The following is a 17,672-nucleotide window of genomic DNA, read 5'->3' on the forward strand; positions in this document are numbered from 1 at the left end:
TATGTCAAAGCAATCTGCACTAATCTAGTTATTATGAATATAATGTACTTATTTATTAATCGAGGGTGAGAAATGACTGTTTTAGTCACTGGTGGTTCGGGCTATATAGGTTCCCATACAGTACTCACGTTGTTAGAGCAAGGGAAAGATGTTGTTGTTCTTGATAATCTAGTTAACTCATCAGCAGAATCCTTGGTTAGAGTATCAAAAATTTGTGGGCGCGAGGCTAAGTTCTATCAAGGTGACGTGCTTGATAGGTCTTGTCTGAAGCTTATTTTTTCGAGTCATAAAATCAGTTCAGTGATCCACTTTGCGGGTTTGAAATCGGTAGGTGAGTCGGTTGAGAAGCCTCTCGAATATTATCAAAATAATGTTACAGGTTCGATTGTATTACTTGAGGAAATGCTTGCTGCTAATGTTAATAAATTAATATTCAGTTCTTCAGCTACGGTATATGGTGAACCTGAGTTTGTTCCATTGACTGAAAATGCTCGAATTGGTGGTACTACCAATCCATACGGCACTTCAAAAGTAATGGTTGAACAAATACTAAAAGATTTTTCTTTATCTCATCCTGATTTTTCAATAACAGCATTGCGGTATTTTAATCCAGTAGGAGCTCATTCTTCTGGATTAATTGGTGAGGATCCTAATGGGAAACCCAATAATTTATTACCATTCATGACCCAGGTTGCCATCGGTAGATTATCTAAACTATTTGTCTATGGAAATGATTACGATACGCCAGATGGCTCTGGTGTTAGAGATTATATCCATGTTATGGATCTAGCTGAAGGGCATCTTAGTACTTTAAATAAATTAGTTACTGGGTTTCGCATATATAATCTAGGAACTGGAATAGGCTATTCTGTTTTACAAATGATTAACGAATTTGAGCGTATTACAGGTAAGAATGTTCCATTTGATATTGTTTCTCGCAGGCCAGGTGATATAGCTGAGTGTTGGGCAAGTCCTGAACTTGCCGGTATAGAGTTGGGCTGGCAAGCGAAAAGGAATTTATCTGACATGCTTCGGGATGCCTGGAAATGGCAAGAGATGAATCCCAATGGTTATAATTAATGGTTTTTTCTTAGTAATTAATGAGTTAATACTTTTATGAACATGGATAAAAATTGATGATTGGCAGATCTCTAGATAATAAGAAATTATCTTCTTTTGAGCAATGTAACTTATCTTCGAACAAAGATGAGATAGATCTTATAGAACTAGCATCTATTATATCAAAGTCATATAAGATCGTTGCTTTTATTACTGTTATTTTTGTTTTTTTGGGTGTTGGTCTTACATTGCTCTCTCCGAAAAACTGGCTCAGTTCAGCAATAGTTTCTCTACCTTCTGAGCGTGAACTTCAATCTCTAGACTCTGTAAATTCTTCACTGTTACTGTTAAATATTGATGCGAATATTAGTCAGGATGATATTTTTGGTTCTTTTAAAAAGAATTATTCTTCTCGGGATTTATTTAATAAGTATGCTGACAATTTAGACGTTAAGCCAGTCGGTAGTGTGGATGTTTCAAGATTAATTACCGATAAAAATATGAGTGATTATCTTGAGAATAAAAATAGCTATGTCCTAAATTACAAATCTAACAGTGATTTAGGTATAAAGGACACGTTAGCAGGCTACATTTCTTATGTTAACAAACAGGTCAATAATGAAGTTAATTATCAAATTAGCTTCATTATAGATAATGCTAAAAAGACAGCTACCGAAGAGTATCAATTGGCCTTACAGTTGGCTAAAAATGAGCAAATAGTCAGAATTCAGAAGTTAGAATATGCGGCTTCAATAGCTAAGGCTGCGGGGTTGCAGAAACCAACCCATGATGAATTTGATATTTCGGGTGATAGTAATAATTATCCAATTTCATTGGGTTATGATGCCTTGAGTCGCGAATTAGACATTGAGAGATCTATAACTGACTTAACTACTGTCAATATAGATCTGTTAAACAAAAAAATGCATCTTGATAAGATTATGGCGCTTAAGCCTATTTATGTTTATTTTCAAAGCTTTAGCTATTTACAGCAACCTTCTGATCCTATAGTTCAAGATACTAAAAAACGTATCTTGATTGTTATTTTATTTGGTTTTGTTGGCTTAGTCGGGGCGATTGGTTTTGTCTTAGTTCGCCATTATGTGCGTGAACGTCAAGATGCATTAGTAAGATTACCGAAAGAATAGCTTGTATTAGATTAATAATAAAAGGCAGTGGAACAATAACTCTGCTGCTTTTTTTATAGCCATAATTTATCTCATCATCTGCTATTTTTGTGCTGACAGCTTGGTAGCTCGGCCTATCCCTCCCTGTTCCTCTTCCCTAAATGTGCTAAAATTCTGCATCTTCCCATTTCTACATTTGTAACCCAAAACAATGAAATTTCCTGGTAAGCGCAAATCTAAGCACTATTTTCCTGTTAATGCCCGTGATCCATTATTGCAGCCAGTTCAGGCTGATAATGAAATGAGTGCATCTTATATCGTTGGCATTGATCAAACGCTGGTTGATATTGAAGCTAAGGTCGATGAGGACTTTATCGCGCGCTATGGCCTCAGCCAGGGGCACTCTTTGGTGATTGAGGATGATGTTGCTGAGCGCCTTTATCAGGAACTGACACTCAATGGGTTAATTACTCATGAGTTTGCGGGCGGTACCATCGGTAATACGTTGCACAATTATTCCGTGTTAGCTGATGATCGCTCCATTCTTTTGGGGACGATGTGTAGCAATATCAAAATTGGTAGCTATGCCTATCGTTACTTGTGCAACACCTCCAGTCGGACTGACCTGAATTATTTGCAGGCCGTTGATGGGGCTATTGGCCGTTGTTTTACCTTGATTACCGATAATGGCGAGCGGACTTTTGCGATTAGTCCTGGCCAAATGAATCAGCTACGTCCTGGAAGTATTCCGGAAGAGGTGATTGCAGGGGCATCTGCTTTAGTTCTGACGGCTTATCTGGTGCGTTGTAAGCCGGGTGAGCCGATGCCTGATGCCACCATGCAGGCAATCAGTTATGCGAAGAAACATAATGTTCCGGTGGTCATGACGCTAGGCACTAAATATGTCATTGCAGATAATCCTCAGTGGTGGCGTAATTTCCTTAATGATCATGTCTCTATATTAGCGATGAATGAAGATGAGGCTTATGAGCTGACTGGGCTAAATGATCCGCTGATGGCTTCGGATATGGCGCTGAACTGGGTAGATTTAGTGCTGTGTACCGCGGGCCCTAATGGGCTTTATATGGCGGGTTATACCGAAGAGGCGAATAAGCGCCAGACTCAGCATCCACTATTGCCGGGGGCAATTGCAGAATTTAATCTGTACGAATTCAGTAGGGCGATGCGCAAAGAGTATTGTGATAATCCATTCCGTATCTATTCTCATATTGCGCCTTATATGGGTGGGCCTGAGAAAATAATGAATACCAATGGGGCAGGGGACGGCGCTCTATCCGCTGTGCTGCATGATATTGCAGCCAATGGTTATCACCGTAATAATGTTCCTAACTCCAGTAAACATGTTCGCAGTTACCTTAGCTACTCTTCATTGGCTCAAGTGTGTAAATATGCAAACCGGGTTAGCTATCAGGTACTGAACCAACATTCACCGCGTTTAACTCGTGGTTTGCCTGAGCGGGAAGACAGTTTGGAAGAGTCCTACTGGGAACGGTAATAAGCCGTGGAAGTACACCCGATAAAAAACAGGGCCGGCAAATATGCTGGCCCTGTTTGTTTTTGTCGGGTACTGAATGACAGAAAGCGAGGTTAGATTGGGCAAGCTGGACGCTTATCTTCTTCCGTCAGCGTATCTATTTTCAGCATATTCAGCATACTGTTAGCCACTTCGCGTTCACCCATAACAACCTGATTCGCACCGCGGTCTGAGATATAAACCACCTCATCATCATAATGGGCGCGAGCAATGATCTCGAGGTCGGGCCTCTTAATTCTGGCAGATGCAACAATTTCACCCGCTTCGTAGCCATTTGGAATCGTCAACAATAACCAGCGCGCGCAATCCAGACGCGCCAGCGACATAATATCGGCGCTTGCAGCGTTGCCTAATACGGCATTAATACCTTGTTCACGTAGAGCTTCTACTCTTGGCCGAGAATTCTCGATGACGACCAGCGGGATCCCTTCGGCATGAAGTTTTGCCCCTAATAAGCTCCCGACCCGGCCATAGCCAACCAATAATGCATGGTTGCACAAGTCGACAGGGATCTGTTTTTCCTCTTCGACCGCCTCTTCCAGAATCAGATCTTCCATGGTTTCGTTCTTGGCTAAATAACGATCCAGCAAGGTGAAAAGCAATGGGTTGAGCATAATGGACAGAATCGCCCCCGCCAGCACCAGATTACGACCATGCTCAGACATTAAGCCAAGTGAGATCCCCAACCCCGCCAGAATAAAGGCGAACTCCCCGATTTGTGCCAAGCTGACGGAAATGGTGAGTGCGGTGCGTTTTGAGTGACCAAACATCCGCACTAATGCGAAAGCTATCACTGACTTACCGAAGATGATGATGGCTAATGACGCCAGTACGGCTAACGGCTCATGTAACAAGATCATCGGGTCGAACAACATACCCACTGACACAAAGAACAGCACGGCGAAGGCGTCACGTAACGGTAAGGTATCTTGTGCCGCGCGGTGGCTTAGCTCCGATTCATTCAATACCATTCCGGCGAAGAATGCACCGAGGGCGAAGGATACATCGAACAGCCCCACAGCACCGTAAGCAATGCCGAGCGCTAACACCAGTACTGCCAGTGTAAACAGTTCTCGCGAGCCAGTACTGGCGGTTTTAGCCAGTATCCATGGCACCAATCGACGACCGACGACAATCATCAGTGTAATGAATGCGATCACTTTACCGATGGTAATCGCTAACTCAGTGAATAATTGGCTCAAACTGGTGGTTTCGTTACCCATGACACCAGCAAAAGCGGGCAATAGCACCAATGTCAGCACCATCGCCAAATCTTCGACAATCAGCCAGCCAATGGCAATTTGTCCTCGTTGGCTGTCAATCAGTTGCCGCTCTTCCAATGCCCGCAGCAATACCACGGTACTGGCGGTTGACAGACAGAGACCGAAGACAAATCCAGTCATCAAATCCCAGCCTAATAAATGAGATAAGCCCATCCCTAACAAGGTTGCGACGGCAATTTGTGCGATGGCTCCCGGTATGGCGATCGATTTTACGGCGAGGAGGTCTTTAAGCGAGAAGTGAAGTCCGACACCAAACATCAACAAAATAACACCAATCTCAGCCAGTTCCGGTGCTAATGATGTATCAGCAACAAAACCTGGCGTGAATGGCCCGGCAAGCACCCCTGCGGCAAGGTATCCCACCAGTGGTGAGATGCGTAGGCGGTGAGCCAGTGTGCCCAAGAGGAAGGCGAGAACAAGGCCTCCGACGATCGTGGTGATTAAGGGTGTTGAGTGGTGCATCCAGACTCCTTCTAGTTATAGCCGTCATCTTTCAAGTTGCGGGTATGTTGGCGTTCAATCACCCGAATGACTTATCGAAGTAAGCTCATCGGGATTCATTCGCTTGCCGTCTTCCTGCATTTTGAAATTTATTAGGTATTTACAGGGCGGTAAGCATTTCACAGCAATAACATCAGTTTATTGCATTTATGCGATCAATGCGCGATAAAAATTCATTTTTTATCGATAAAAGTCATGTTTGGCATGGAAATTGTTTGAAGTGGTTGTTTGTGAGGGATTTGCTGATTTTGCTACTATTACATAGGGAACTCTCCCGACTGAAACAGATATCTCAGTCGGGATTATTAGGTAATTACTATTACTTATCTTCTATATTAGGCAGTAATGCAGTAAATATCCCGAGTAATGGTAAGAATGCACATATTTGATAAACCAATTCAATACTGGTCAAATCAGCAACATACCCTAGTACAGCCGCACCTATACCGCCCATACCGAAAGCAAAACCGAAGAATAAGCCGGATACCATCCCCACTTTCCCCGGAATCAGCTCTTGTGCATAGACTAGTATCGCAGAGAAGGCCGATGCGAGGATGACACCGATGATCACGGTTAAAATGCCCATCCAGTACAAAGAAGCGTAGGGTAAAATCAGGGTAAATGGTGCTACACCCAATATAGACCCCCAAATAACATATTTTCGGCCTATTCGATCCCCGAGAGGCCCGCCAATAATGGTTCCGGCGGCTACTGCGAATAGGAATACAAATAAGTGTATTTGCGCATTTTGTACCGAAACACCGAACTTATGCATCAAATAGAAGGTGTAATAGCTACTGATGCTGGTCAAGTAGAAGTATTTAGAGAATATCAGCACCATCAAGATAGCTAACGTCTTAATAACTGTCTTTTTTGGCAGCATTTTAGCCGATGAGATTTTTATAGCTTTCCCATGGGAGGCTCTTTGTTGCTGCTGATACCACTTACTGACCTGCAATAGCACGACAATCGCGAGTAGTGCCGCGAGTGAAAACCAGCCGACATTGCCCTTGCCATAAGGTGCAATCAAGATTGCTGCCAGCAAAGGGCCGAGTGCGCTACCAAAGTTACCACCTACCTGAAACACGGACTGAGCCATGCCATGACGTCCACCGGATGCCATACGGGCGACCCGTGATGATTCTGGATGGAACACCGATGAACCGGTGCCAACCAACGCAGCGGCCAGTAAAACCACGGGGAAAGTCGTTGCCACGGCGAGCAATAATATGCCCGACAACGTGAATCCCATACCAATTGGCAGGGAGTAGGGCTGTGGGTGCTTATCGGTATACAAACCAATCAACGGCTGTAACAACGAAGCCGTAAGCTGGTAAGTCAGTGTGATTAGCCCTATTTGAGCAAAACTCAGTGAAAACTCGGCTTGCAATAGAGGATAAATCGCCAGAATCAACGATTGGATCATATCGTTGAGAAAGTGAGATACGCTAATCGCCCCCAGAATTGAGAAGGATGTACGTTTTACAGATGCATTAACGGCCGGAGGAAGTGCAGTATCAGAACGATCGGTCATAGTGAGTATTCGCCTAATAATTTTCACTGTTAATAGTATGTTGGTAATGAATACATACTATGCAGATCGAATGATTTTTACTACATCTGACACAATTTGATATATATTCCAAAGTTCTGAAATGTATCCATGCGTTACCACAGACAATACGAATCTTGTCACAGTATGACTTTGATTTATCGTGCTATTGCTATGTATTACACCATTTTTACTCATTAAGCTGGCACTTACCGAGCTGGCTTTTAAAGACAATATGGAGATTTGCCATGCGTTTTTCATTACCGACCACAGCATGTGCCTTGGCTGTGTCGCTGGTGTTTGCACCGGGATGGGCTGCTGCCTGGGAAAAAGATAAAACTTACGATATCACCATACTGCATACCAATGACCACCATGGACACTTCTGGCAAAACGATCACGGCGAGTATGGTCTGGCGGCACAAAAAACACTGGTAGATAGCATCCGTAAACAAGTTGCTGCAGAAGGGGGGAGCATGCTATTGCTCTCCGGCGGCGATATTAATACCGGCGTTCCTGAATCCGATTTGCAAGATGCCGAACCTGATTTTCGTGGCATGACGCTGGTGGGTTACGATGCGATGGCTATCGGTAACCATGAATTTGATAACCCGCTGAGTGTGTTGCGTCAGCAGGAAAAGTGGGCTGCCTTCCCACTCTTATCTGCCAATATCTACCAGAAAAGCACGCAACAGCGGTTATTTAAGCCTTATGCCCTATTTGATAAGCAGGGGGTGAAAATTGCGGTGATAGGTTTAACCACTGACGATACCGCTAAGATCGGCAATCCCGAGTATTTCACTGATATTGAATTCCGCCAGCCAGCAGCAGAAGCGAAGCAAGTGGTTGAGCAACTGCGCAAAACGGAAAAGCCTGACATTATTATCGCGGCGACCCATATGGGGCATTACGATGACGGCAAGCATGGATCTAATGCGCCAGGTGATGTCGAGATGGCCCGCAGTTTACCGACGGGCTATTTAGATATGATAGTGGGTGGTCACTCACAGGATCCGGTCTGTATGGCGAGCGAGAACCATAAGCAAGCTGATTATGTACCTGGCACCCCTTGTGCGCCGGATCGGCAAAATGGGACTTGGATTGTTCAGGCCCATGAGTGGGGGAAATACGTCGGCCGGGCTGATTTCAAATTCCGTAATGGCGAACTCAAGTTGGTGAGTTATCAGTTAATCCCGATCAATTTAAAGAAAAAAGTTGAGAAGGCTGATGGCACCAGCGAGCGAGTCTTTTATACGCGAGAGATTGCCGAAGATCCGTCAATGCTGAAACTGCTGACGCCATTTGAAGAGCAGGGCAAGGCGCAACTGGATGTCAAAGTGGGTAGCGTGAATGGCAAGCTTGAGGGCGACCGCAGTAAAGTGCGCTTCGAGCAGACCAATTTGGCGCGCGTGCTATTGGCTGCGCAAATGGAACGAGCTGGCGCTGATTTTGCCGTGATGAGTGGCGGCGGTATTCGTGACTCAATCGAGGCGGGTGATATCACCTATAAAGATGTGCTCAAGGTGCAGCCATTTGGTAATACGCTGGTATACGCGGATATGAAAGGCAGTGAGGTTGAGAAATATCTGGCAGTCGTCGCCAATAAGAAAGTCGATTCAGGGGCTTATGCGCAGTTTGCCAATGTGAGTTTGGTTGCTGATGGAAAGGGTGTCAGTGAGGTGAAAATACAGGGTAAACCGCTAGATCCGAATAAAACTTATCGTCTGGCAACCTTGAATTTCAATGCCTTAGGTGGTGATGGCTATCCGAAGATTGATACGCTGCCGGGTTACGTCAATACCGGTTTTATCGATGCAGAAGTGCTAAAGCAGTATATTGAAAAGCACTCTCCACTGGATGCCAGTCAGTATCAGCCGAAAGGTGAGATTGTTTATCAGTAACAGATTGTTTATCAGTAAGTCGTTAAGCTGGAAGCCTCCATCTGGTGGTGGGGGCTTCTGCCAGTGGCTCTCTCATTGCACGCGATATGTGCCGAGCGCCGCACAGTTTTAATTCAATATATGAATCAATCCCGCTTTGCGATATCGGCAAATGTGCCTTGCAATAATCGGCACAAATCCGCAGCCGCTAATTCAATATCCAGACCACGTTTACCGCCAGAGACAAATATGGTCGGAAACTCTTGCGCCAGACTGTCAATCACTGTAGGTAAGCGTTTTTTCTGCCCGAGTGGACTGATGCCGCCGACTAAATATCCGGTGGTCCGCTGCGCCAATTGTGGGTCGGCCATCTCAGCCTTTTTTGCCCCCAGCGCCCGCGCGACCTTCTTCAGATCAAGTTGAGTTGCCACCGGAGTGACGGCTACAGCCAGATTTTTAGCGTCACCATTTAGCGCAACTAGCAGTGTTTTATAAACCTGAGCTGCATTGAGCCCCAGTTTTTTAACCGCTTCATCACCAAAATTGGTTTCAGCCGCGTCGTGATGATAAGGGTGTAATGTGAAAGGAACTTTTTGTTTTTCCAGCAAAACGACCGCAGGTGTCATAATAAACGTCCAGTTAAAAATGAAAATTTATTCAGGTGGATTATCCTACACCCAATTAGTGCGAAGGGGGTTAAATTTAATCTAATAAAATCAGCATGATGCTGATTAGTTTCGCGCGGGCGATGAATGTCAGTTGCTAATCTAATCGTCAGGTTGCTACCCTATACCTGCTGCTCATATTATCCGCAAGGTGTGTGGGCGCTAAATAACTAAAATAATGAAAATTCCTCTTTGACTGGCCGATAGCGATATCGGCCATTTTTTTCGGCTATTGTTGATGGTTAATCATCGGTTTCAATAATTCCGGTAAATTCCCTTCACCGTATAAATGCAACGCGCCGACGGCGACAACGTAGCGTCCGGGCGGTAACTGCTCTAGCTGTTGTTGCCAACGTTTGTTGCGCTGAATCATCAGCACGTCATAGAGGTTTTGGCTAAAGGTGGGAGCCAGTGTTGTCAGCTCCGTGGTCGGATGATGTTCCAGCCACCAGCCAATCATGGTTTGCAATAGGCGGGCGTTGGTGTGCCAATGGGTCAGGGTATCAAGCAGCAAAGACATGCCGTTGTCAGGTAATGTCGCCAACAAATCGAGCTGCATTTGCGCACCTTCCAGCTCAATAATCTTTTTCTTCTGTGCGGCGGCCGCGTTCAATAATTGATAATCGATGCCGTATTCCCCCCGCAATCCCAGTCGTTGTGCCTGACGGGCTTGCAGCATCAAGGCAACTTGCCATGCGGGCAGAAAAGCTATCGACAGTGGGTCGTTGTCCAGCTCTTCACAGCGCTGCAACAGCTGTTGATAGTGCTCCTCGGATAATCTATCGACTAAGGGTTTGGTAAGGGTATCCTGACCAAAAGAGGGGGCGGCTTCGGTAATATCCGCTTCGACAATCAGCGCATCAGCCTGATTTAACTTATTCAGCAATTTATGGGGGAGGGGGAACATGCCATCGGTTCCCATATGGATACTACCGACCATATGGAAGTGGCGATCACCGGGTAAGGTGATATCCAACGCGGGGTAAGTGTAGGTCGTTGGCGCGCTAATTCCGAGGAGTGTTGCTATGCGGCGTAATAATTGGCCCATGTTTTTCCCTTATCAGCATTTGTTTCTATGCTAAACGCTAAATGGCGCACAAGAAAGCGTTGTGCGCCATAGGTTACCGGGAAAGATTACTGCTTGGGTTTATAGCGCAGTAAACGGTTGGCATTGCTAACCACGGTGATGGACGACAACGCCATCGCTGCGCCTGCAACCACTGGGCTGAGCAACGTCCCAGTGAACGGGAACAGGATCCCCGCTGCAATCGGAATGCCCAGTGCGTTGTAGAAAAATGCACCCAGCAGATTCTGTTTCATATTGCGCAATGTGGCTTTGGAAAGCTCCACCGCATCGGCAACCCCATGCAGGCTATGGCGCATCAGGGTAATTGCTGCGGTTTCAATCGCAATATCGCTGCCGCCCCCCATGGCAATCCCCACATCGGCTTGCGCCAGTGCTGGCGCATCATTGATGCCGTCACCTATCATTGCCACTTTATGCCCAGCCGCTTGCAACTGCTTGATAGCTTCGGCTTTACCATCGGGCAGGACACCCGCGATGACCTGATCAATACCGGCTTCCTTAGCGATAGCATTGGCGGTAATTGGGTTATCACCGGTTAACATCACTAGGTTGTATCCCAGTTGATGCAATCGTTGCAGGGCGCTGACACTGTCACTGCGCAGTGGATCGCGGATAGACAACAGTGCTGCCGGTTTGCCATTTGCGGTCAGGATCACCGGTGTCGCGCCACTTTCAGCTTGCTGCTGCATCAGAGATTGCAACTCACGGGTATCAATGTGTTGCTCTTCCAGCAGGCGGTTGTTCCCCAGTAACAGCGGAACGCCGTCAACTTCACCACTGACCCCCAAGCCGCGCAAAGTACGGAACTGGTTAACCGTCGCCAGTGTCACCCCTTCTGCACGCTGCAAAATAGCCCGGGCTAGTGGGTGATTAGAGCCAGTTTCCAGTGCTGCTGCCCACCCTAGCGCTTGCTGTTCGCTCACGCCGTTGAAGGTATGGATAGCCACCACTTGCGGGTGCCCCTCGGTCAGGGTGCCGGTTTTATCGAACACCAAAGTGTCGAGGTTGCTGGCTTGCTGCAATGCATCGGCATCACGTACCAAGACACCAAACTCGGCTGCACGGCCCACACCGGAGATAATCGACATCGGTGTTGCCAGCCCCAGTGCGCAAGGACACGCGATGATCAGCACGGTAGTGGCGACCACCAGAGTGTAGACCAACTGTGGCTGCGGACCGAAGAAGTACCAAATCAGCCCAGCGAACACCGCAATCGCGACCACGGTCGGTACAAACACCGCCGAGATCCTATCCGCCAACTTACCGATTTCTGGTTTGCTGCTTTGCGCCTGACGAACCAGCTTGATGATGCGCGCCAAGGTGGTTTGGCTGCCAATGGCATTGGCGCGGAACAGCACCGAGCCGTCCTGTACTTGCGTCCCGGCGTGGACCATATCACCGGCTGATTTTTGTTGCGGGATAGGTTCGCCGGTCAGCATGGCTTCATCCATCCACACTTCCCCTTGCACTATCTCACCATCAACCGGCACTCGGTCACCGGTGGTCAGGCGCAAGGTCATGCCCAGTTGGACATCAGCGAGTGGGATCACTCTCTCACCTTCTTCCGTCACTACTCGCGCGGTGGGTGGTGCGAGGTCTAATAGCCGTTCCAGCGCATTGGATGAGCGCTGTCTGGCCCGCTGCTCCATGGCATGACCGAGGTTAATCAACCCGATTATCATGGCACTGGCTTCGTAATAGAGGTGGCGCGCTTCCATCGGGAAAACATCTGGCCAGATATTGACCGTGATGGAGTAGATCCATGCAGCACCCGTCCCTAATGCCACCAAGGTGTCCATAGTGGCGCTGCCGTTTTTCAAGCTGACCCAAGCATTACGATAAAAATGGCCGCCCGCAAATATCATCACCAGCAAGGTAATGACCCCGACAATCAGCCATGGCGTTTGAGTTTCTGGGGTCAGCGTCATGCTGCCGCCAAATAACCCCCATCCCATCAATGGGATACCCAATAGCAGGCCAAGTGCTGCTTGCCACTGGAAGCGCTTCATACTGGCGTGGGACATTTGCTGCTGGCGCTCACGTCGCTCCGCTTCGTCCTCAATGATCTCGGCGTCATAACCGGCGCGCTTGACCGCTGCTATTAAAGCGTCATTACTTGGGTTACCGGTCACCAACGCGCTGCGTTCGGCTAGATTGACCCGCGCCACCTCGACACCATCGACGCTTTCCAGTGCGTGTTGTACTTTAGAGACACAACTGGCGCAGCTCATCCCGCTAAGCAATAACTGCACGCTATCGCTCTCTGTCGCGGGGGCGGCTTGAGCTATCTCTGCTTTGTTAGCATCATTTGTTGCCGGAATAGTTGAAGAGGCCGCTGCCTGATATTCCGGCTGAGATGGGGCTGAGTGAGTCAGCGGCTCAGTTTTTGGGGATTGAGCCCCTGGCAGTGTGGCGTGATAACCCGCCTGTTCCACCGCATCAATCAGCGTTTGCGCCTCAACTTTACCGTAGACTTTGGCACTCTCAAGAGTGACATCCGCGGCAATCACACCGGGAACTGCTTCCAGTGCTTTGCGTGTGGTTTCGGTGCAATGCCCGCAACTCAAACCAGAGAGCTGCAACTCAATATCAGGTGCTTGAGCTTCTTCCGCTTGATATCCCGCTTGTTGGACGGTATTAATCAGCGCCTGAGTCTCGGCTTCACCGGTCACTTTGGCGTAGTGAACATTCACTTCTGCATGATGAACATCTTCGCGGCTCTCTAACGCCGTTTTCACCCGTTTGGCACAACTCATACAGGAGAGCCCGTTTAAGGCCAGCACTGTGGTTTGCAACATAATTAACTCCTTATCGAGTAGCAACTTATCCGTTAATTTCGTCGGCATAAGTTTAGTCGGTATTTTCAGTCGCATATCACGCCCTGCGCAATAGTGGACTGATCCGTTATCTTGGGCTGTACAACTTTTATTCCGCTTGACTGACAACGTCATTTTCACTAATTATGGAGGTTAAACCTTCCAGCAAGGGGAAGGTCAAGGGGGAAATATGAACATTAGTGATGTCGCAAAAAAAACGGGCTTAACCAGCAAAGCCATACGTTTTTACGAAGAAAAAAAACTGGTGACACCTCCCATCCGTACCGACAACGGTTACCGCAGCTACAGCGCCAAACATATTGAAGAGTTAACATTATTGCGTCAGGCGCGGCAGGTTGGTTTTACATTGGATGAGTGTCGCGAGTTGTTGGCACTGTTCCATAACCCAGCCAGACACAGCGCGGATGTGAAAGCAGCAACTTTGCTAAAAGTAGCGGAAATCGAGCAACATATTAATGATCTTAATCAGATGCGCTTGCGGTTGTTGGCTTTGGCGGATGAGTGCCCAGGGGATGATGGAGCCGATTGCCCGATTATCAATAACCTGGCGGGATGTTGTCACGTGAATGATAAGCAGAAAGTGGGGTAATGAGGTGTTAGGGGGCGATGTGGCTGGGTTGGAATATTCTGGGTTTGGAATATAGCGAAAGGCGTATTCAGATAAATACGCCTTTCTATCAATAATTAGTGATGAACAGCTCGCACATGCAAGGTATTGCCTTCCACTAATATCACTTCAACTTCAGTGCCGATACTCAGCTCATTAGCAGAGTAAATGCGCCAACTGCTGTCGCCGACTTTCATGCGGCCATAGCCATCAATCGTTGGTTCGGTCAGTGTTGCTCGCGTCCCTAGCAATTGATGGTTACGTTGGTTGAGCATCGCCGGTTGTGGCTTGGTGCGTTTACTCAGCCAATACCACCACAGGAATGCAGCAACCACGGTCAGGATGGCAAACAGTACCCCTTGCATCTCCCAACTAAAGGGAAATAGCCAGACCAAAGCGCCTACCACCACGGCGGCAACACCACTCCACAGCATATAGCCACTGGCACCTAGCATCTCAGCGGCCAGTAATAGCCCGCCGAGTGATAGCCAAAACCAGCTAGGATTCGCTGCAATTGCTTCCAGCATGGTTATTTACCCCGGCTGTTTTTACTCTCACCAATCAGTTCTGCAATACCACCGATAGCACCCATCAGGCTGCTGGCTTCCAGCGGCATCATTATCACTTTGCTGTTATTGGCTGAACCGATGTGTTGCAGTGCGTCGGTGTATTTCTGTGCCACAAAGTAGTTGATGGCTTGAATATCACCGGCAGCGATAGCTTCAGAAACCATTCTGGTGGCCTGAGCTTCAGCTTCTGCGCCACGCTCACGGGCTTCCGCCTGCAAGAATGCGGATTGACGCTCACCTTCGGCTTTCAGAATCTGTGATTGCTTCTCACCTTCAGCACGTAAAATTGCCGCCTGACGCACCCCTTCAGCTTCCAAAATATCAGCACGTTTAGTCCGTTCTGCTTTCATCTGCGCATTCATCGCAGAGATCAATTCAGCGGGTGGGCGCACGTCACGGACTTCAATACGGGTGACTTTGATGCCCCACGGGTTAGTGGCTTCATCGACGATATGCAACAGGCGGCCGTTGATGTTGTCACGTTGGGACAGCATTTCATCCAGCTCCATAGAGCCTAAAACGGTACGGAAGTTGGTCATGGTCAGGTTGATGATGGCCGATTCCAAATTGCTCACTTCATACGCCGCTTTCACCGGGTCAATAACTTGGATAAAGCAGACGGCATCGATCGCCACGTTGGCGTTATCGCGGGAGATGATCTCTTGGGATGGGATATCCAAGACTTGTTCCATCATATTGATTTTACGACCAACACGATCCATAAATGGCACGACGATATTCAGGCCGGGCATCAGCGTTTTGGTATAACGACCAAAACGTTCGACGGTCCACTGAAAACCTTGCGGGACGATTTTGATTGAGGAAAACACCACAATCAGGGCAACAACGATAAGAACAGGGATAACTGTAAACATATTTAACTTCCTGTCAGCAATGATTTTTGTTTCTTAATATTACGTGACGGGTTGCTAAATGCCTAACTAAAGGCAGGTAAAAGCGTGTAAATGAGAAAAAACTCGGCTGGAGCAGAATAAAACAGCGCGGGATGACCCCGCGCAGGAGCAAATAAGGATATCGCCAATAGGGCTATGGCGATGAACTCTCGCGGTCAGTAGAGCAATGAATAAAGTTGACGGCGATATTTGGCGGCCAGCGCGTCACCTGTGCCTAATGCGGCTAAAATATCCATTAATGTCTTACGCGCCGTACCGTTAGCGGCGGCCAAATCTTTTTTCAGATGGCCTAGCAACAGCTCTAGCGCCTCTTCGTTGCGGCCGACCTGATGCAGCTGCAATGCCAGTTGGACCGCCAGTTCCACGTTATCCGGCTGCTCTGCCAACTGTTGCTGTAACTGCTGGATCTCTGGGGTGTCGGCGGCCTGTTTCAGCAACTCAATCTGAGCAATCAGCCCTTGATAGCGGGTATCGCGGTCTTGCAGCGGAATGGTTGCCAAAACCGCTTCAGCATCTTCACTGCGGTTCAACTGGATTTGCACTTCGGCCAGTTGCAGGCCAATTTCACTGCTTTGCCCACTCAGTGCCCAAGCATCTTTCAGCAACGGTAGGGCTTCCTGTACTTTACCTTCGCTGATTAATTGTGCGGCTTCAGCGACTTTCAACTCTTCAGGTTTTGGTAACACCCGTTGCAGCAGTTCGCGGACCAGCTCTTCGGGCTGCGGCCCTTGGAAGCCATCGACCGGTTGACCCTCTTTAAACAGATAAACCGCCGGAATGGAGCGCAGGCCAAACTGTGAAGCCACCATCTGCTCTGCATCACAATCGACACGGGCCAGAACAAATTGACCCGCATATTCAGCGGCCAGTTTGTCCAGCACTGGGGTCAATTGCAGGCAGTGCTGGCTGCGTTCAGACCAAAAGTAGAACAGCACCGGCACGGTCATGGATTGTTCTAAGGTCTGGTGTAGGTTTGCTTCAGTAATATCAATCGTTGTAGGTGCTAGCATAAAATATTTCTCTCATCCGTTTTATACTCGTCATACTTCAAGCTGCATGTGTGTTGGCTGCATTCGTTTACCCCAGTCACTTGCTGATGTAAGTTCCTGGGAATTCACTCAGTTGCCGCCTTCCAGTAACTCGAATTATTTAGGGTATAGCAGTTAATTGGGGCAAGTTAAGTTGCTTCAACCCTCATCACTATTATCAAGAATTGCCCCGCAGGACTTTATCTAACACTCGCCCCGGCAAGATGCGTCGCAGTAAGGTCAGTGCATGGGCGACCAAAGTGACTGGATAGCGCAATTGCGGGCGCGGGCTCTCCAGCGCATGGCGCAATTTCGGTAATATGGCTTCCGGTGGCAGCGTAAAACGCTTCGCGATACCGGGATTATTGACCGGTTTATTGGCTTCGGCCTGATTCACATTTTGTGTGAAATGGGTGCTGATAGGGCCGGGTTCGATCAGGCAGACATGAATCCCGCTGTCGTGCAGCTCCATGCGCAGCGCGTCAGACCAAGCCTCTAGGGCATATTTACTGGCCGCGTAAGCGCCGCGGCCAGCAGTTGAAACCAACCCCATTACCGAGCTGGTCTGAATGATGCGCCCTTCGCCATGGGGCAGCATGGCCGGCAACAGTAATTGCGTCAGTTGGTGGGTGCCGAACAGATTGGTGGAAAATTGCTGTTCTAACTGCTGGCGGGAGATGGTCTGCAACGGGCCATATAGGCCAAAACCGCCGTTGTTAAACAGGCCATACAGGCGGCCGGCGGTCAGGGCGATAACCTGTGCCGCCGCACATTCCACACTGGCACTGTCATCCAAATCCAGCTCAATACCTTCCAGCCCCAACTGTGTCATTTTTGCCACGTCATCGGGCTTGCGGCAAGCAGCCAGGACGCGGTAGCCCCGGCTTTTCAAGTCTTGTGCTGCGACCAGGCCAATACCACTGGAACAACCGGTAATTAATACGGCTTTTTGCATAACTTTACCTAGTGAGTGAATCTATTTGCTTGAACAAGTGGTTAACTAAAGCA

The 17,672-nt window shown here is 47.9% G+C and carries 14 protein-coding genes; 5 read left to right on the forward strand and 9 right to left on the reverse strand.

What is annotated here, in order from left to right:
* Window positions 1–72: 72 nt before the first annotated feature.
* From galE to ACZ76_RS14305, 3 genes are all read left to right on the forward strand, one after another.
* Window positions 73–1,080, forward strand: a complete 1,008-nt coding sequence (galE, locus tag ACZ76_RS14295) for a UDP-glucose 4-epimerase GalE (RefSeq protein ID WP_048619517.1) — start codon at window positions 73–75, stop codon at window positions 1,078–1,080.
* Window positions 1,081–1,136: 56 nt separating this feature from the next.
* A complete protein-coding gene (locus tag ACZ76_RS14300; protein ID WP_048619518.1) occupies window positions 1,137–2,207 on the forward strand; it encodes a Wzz/FepE/Etk N-terminal domain-containing protein in 1,071 nt (356 codons plus the stop codon).
* Window positions 2,208–2,397: 190 nt separating this feature from the next.
* The gene (locus ACZ76_RS14305; protein WP_048619519.1) at window positions 2,398–3,702 is read left to right on the forward strand and encodes an inosine/guanosine kinase; all 1,305 of its coding nucleotides are present in this window, start codon (window positions 2,398–2,400) and stop codon (window positions 3,700–3,702) included.
* Window positions 3,703–3,794: 92 nt separating this feature from the next.
* Here the strand turns inward: ACZ76_RS14305 and ybaL are convergent, their stop codons facing one another.
* Window positions 3,795–5,486, reverse strand: a complete 1,692-nt coding sequence (gene ybaL / locus ACZ76_RS14310) for a YbaL family putative K(+) efflux transporter (protein ID WP_048619520.1) — start codon at window positions 5,484–5,486, stop codon at window positions 3,795–3,797.
* A gap of 358 nt (window positions 5,487–5,844) precedes the next feature.
* Entirely contained in the window at window positions 5,845–7,059 is a 1,215-nt protein-coding gene (gene rosA, locus ACZ76_RS14315) for an MFS transporter RosA (protein ID WP_048619521.1), read from the reverse strand.
* Between the two features lie 266 nt (window positions 7,060–7,325).
* Here rosA and ushA point away from each other — a divergent pair, with 266 nt between their 5' ends.
* The gene (gene ushA / locus ACZ76_RS14320; RefSeq protein ID WP_048619522.1) at window positions 7,326–8,978 is read left to right on the forward strand and encodes a bifunctional UDP-sugar hydrolase/5'-nucleotidase UshA; all 1,653 of its coding nucleotides are present in this window, start codon (window positions 7,326–7,328) and stop codon (window positions 8,976–8,978) included.
* Window positions 8,979–9,103: 125 nt separating this feature from the next.
* Here ushA and ybaK read toward each other — a convergent pair whose 3' ends face one another.
* The 3 genes from ybaK to copA all read right to left on the reverse strand — a co-directional run bounded on the left by ybaK (window position 9,104) and on the right by copA (window position 13,507).
* Window positions 9,104–9,583, reverse strand: coding sequence for a Cys-tRNA(Pro)/Cys-tRNA(Cys) deacylase YbaK (ybaK, locus tag ACZ76_RS14325; protein WP_048619524.1), 480 nt, complete (start codon window positions 9,581–9,583; stop codon window positions 9,104–9,106).
* A 268-nt stretch (window positions 9,584–9,851) separates the two neighbouring features.
* On the reverse strand, window positions 9,852–10,670 hold the full coding sequence (locus tag ACZ76_RS14330) for a TraB/GumN family protein (RefSeq protein ID WP_048619525.1): 819 nt from the start codon (window positions 10,668–10,670) through the stop codon (window positions 9,852–9,854).
* A gap of 86 nt (window positions 10,671–10,756) precedes the next feature.
* Window positions 10,757–13,507 carry a copper-exporting P-type ATPase CopA gene (copA, locus tag ACZ76_RS14335; RefSeq protein WP_048619526.1) on the reverse strand — a complete coding sequence of 917 codons (2,751 nt, stop codon included), beginning with the start codon at window positions 13,505–13,507 and terminating at the stop codon, window positions 10,757–10,759.
* 208 nt (window positions 13,508–13,715) lie between these two features.
* Between copA and cueR the strand changes: the two genes are divergently transcribed.
* Window positions 13,716–14,135, forward strand: a complete 420-nt coding sequence (gene cueR, locus ACZ76_RS14340) for a Cu(I)-responsive transcriptional regulator (RefSeq protein WP_048619528.1) — start codon at window positions 13,716–13,718, stop codon at window positions 14,133–14,135.
* Between the two features lie 95 nt (window positions 14,136–14,230).
* On the opposite strand, the gene ACZ76_RS14345 is transcribed toward cueR, so the two are convergent.
* The 4 genes from ACZ76_RS14345 to ACZ76_RS14360 all read right to left on the reverse strand — a co-directional run bounded on the left by ACZ76_RS14345 (window position 14,231) and on the right by ACZ76_RS14360 (window position 17,619).
* Window positions 14,231–14,680: an NfeD family protein gene (locus ACZ76_RS14345; protein WP_048619530.1), complete on the reverse strand. Its 450-nt coding sequence runs from the start codon at window positions 14,678–14,680 to the stop codon at window positions 14,231–14,233.
* 2 nt (window positions 14,681–14,682) lie between these two features.
* Window positions 14,683–15,597 (reverse strand): SPFH domain-containing protein, encoded by a 915-nt coding sequence (locus tag ACZ76_RS14350; RefSeq protein WP_004704953.1) that lies wholly within the window; start codon window positions 15,595–15,597, stop codon window positions 14,683–14,685.
* A 194-nt stretch (window positions 15,598–15,791) separates the two neighbouring features.
* Complete coding sequence (locus ACZ76_RS14355; RefSeq protein WP_048619532.1) at window positions 15,792–16,646, reverse strand: co-chaperone YbbN; 855 nt, start codon at window positions 16,644–16,646, stop codon at window positions 15,792–15,794.
* 196 nt (window positions 16,647–16,842) lie between these two features.
* Entirely contained in the window at window positions 16,843–17,619 is a 777-nt protein-coding gene (locus ACZ76_RS14360; protein ID WP_048619533.1) for an SDR family oxidoreductase, read from the reverse strand.
* Between the last annotated feature and the right edge of the window lie 53 nt (window positions 17,620–17,672).

Source organism: Yersinia aleksiciae, assembly GCF_001047675.1.
Taxonomy (GTDB): domain Bacteria; phylum Pseudomonadota; class Gammaproteobacteria; order Enterobacterales; family Enterobacteriaceae; genus Yersinia; species Yersinia aleksiciae.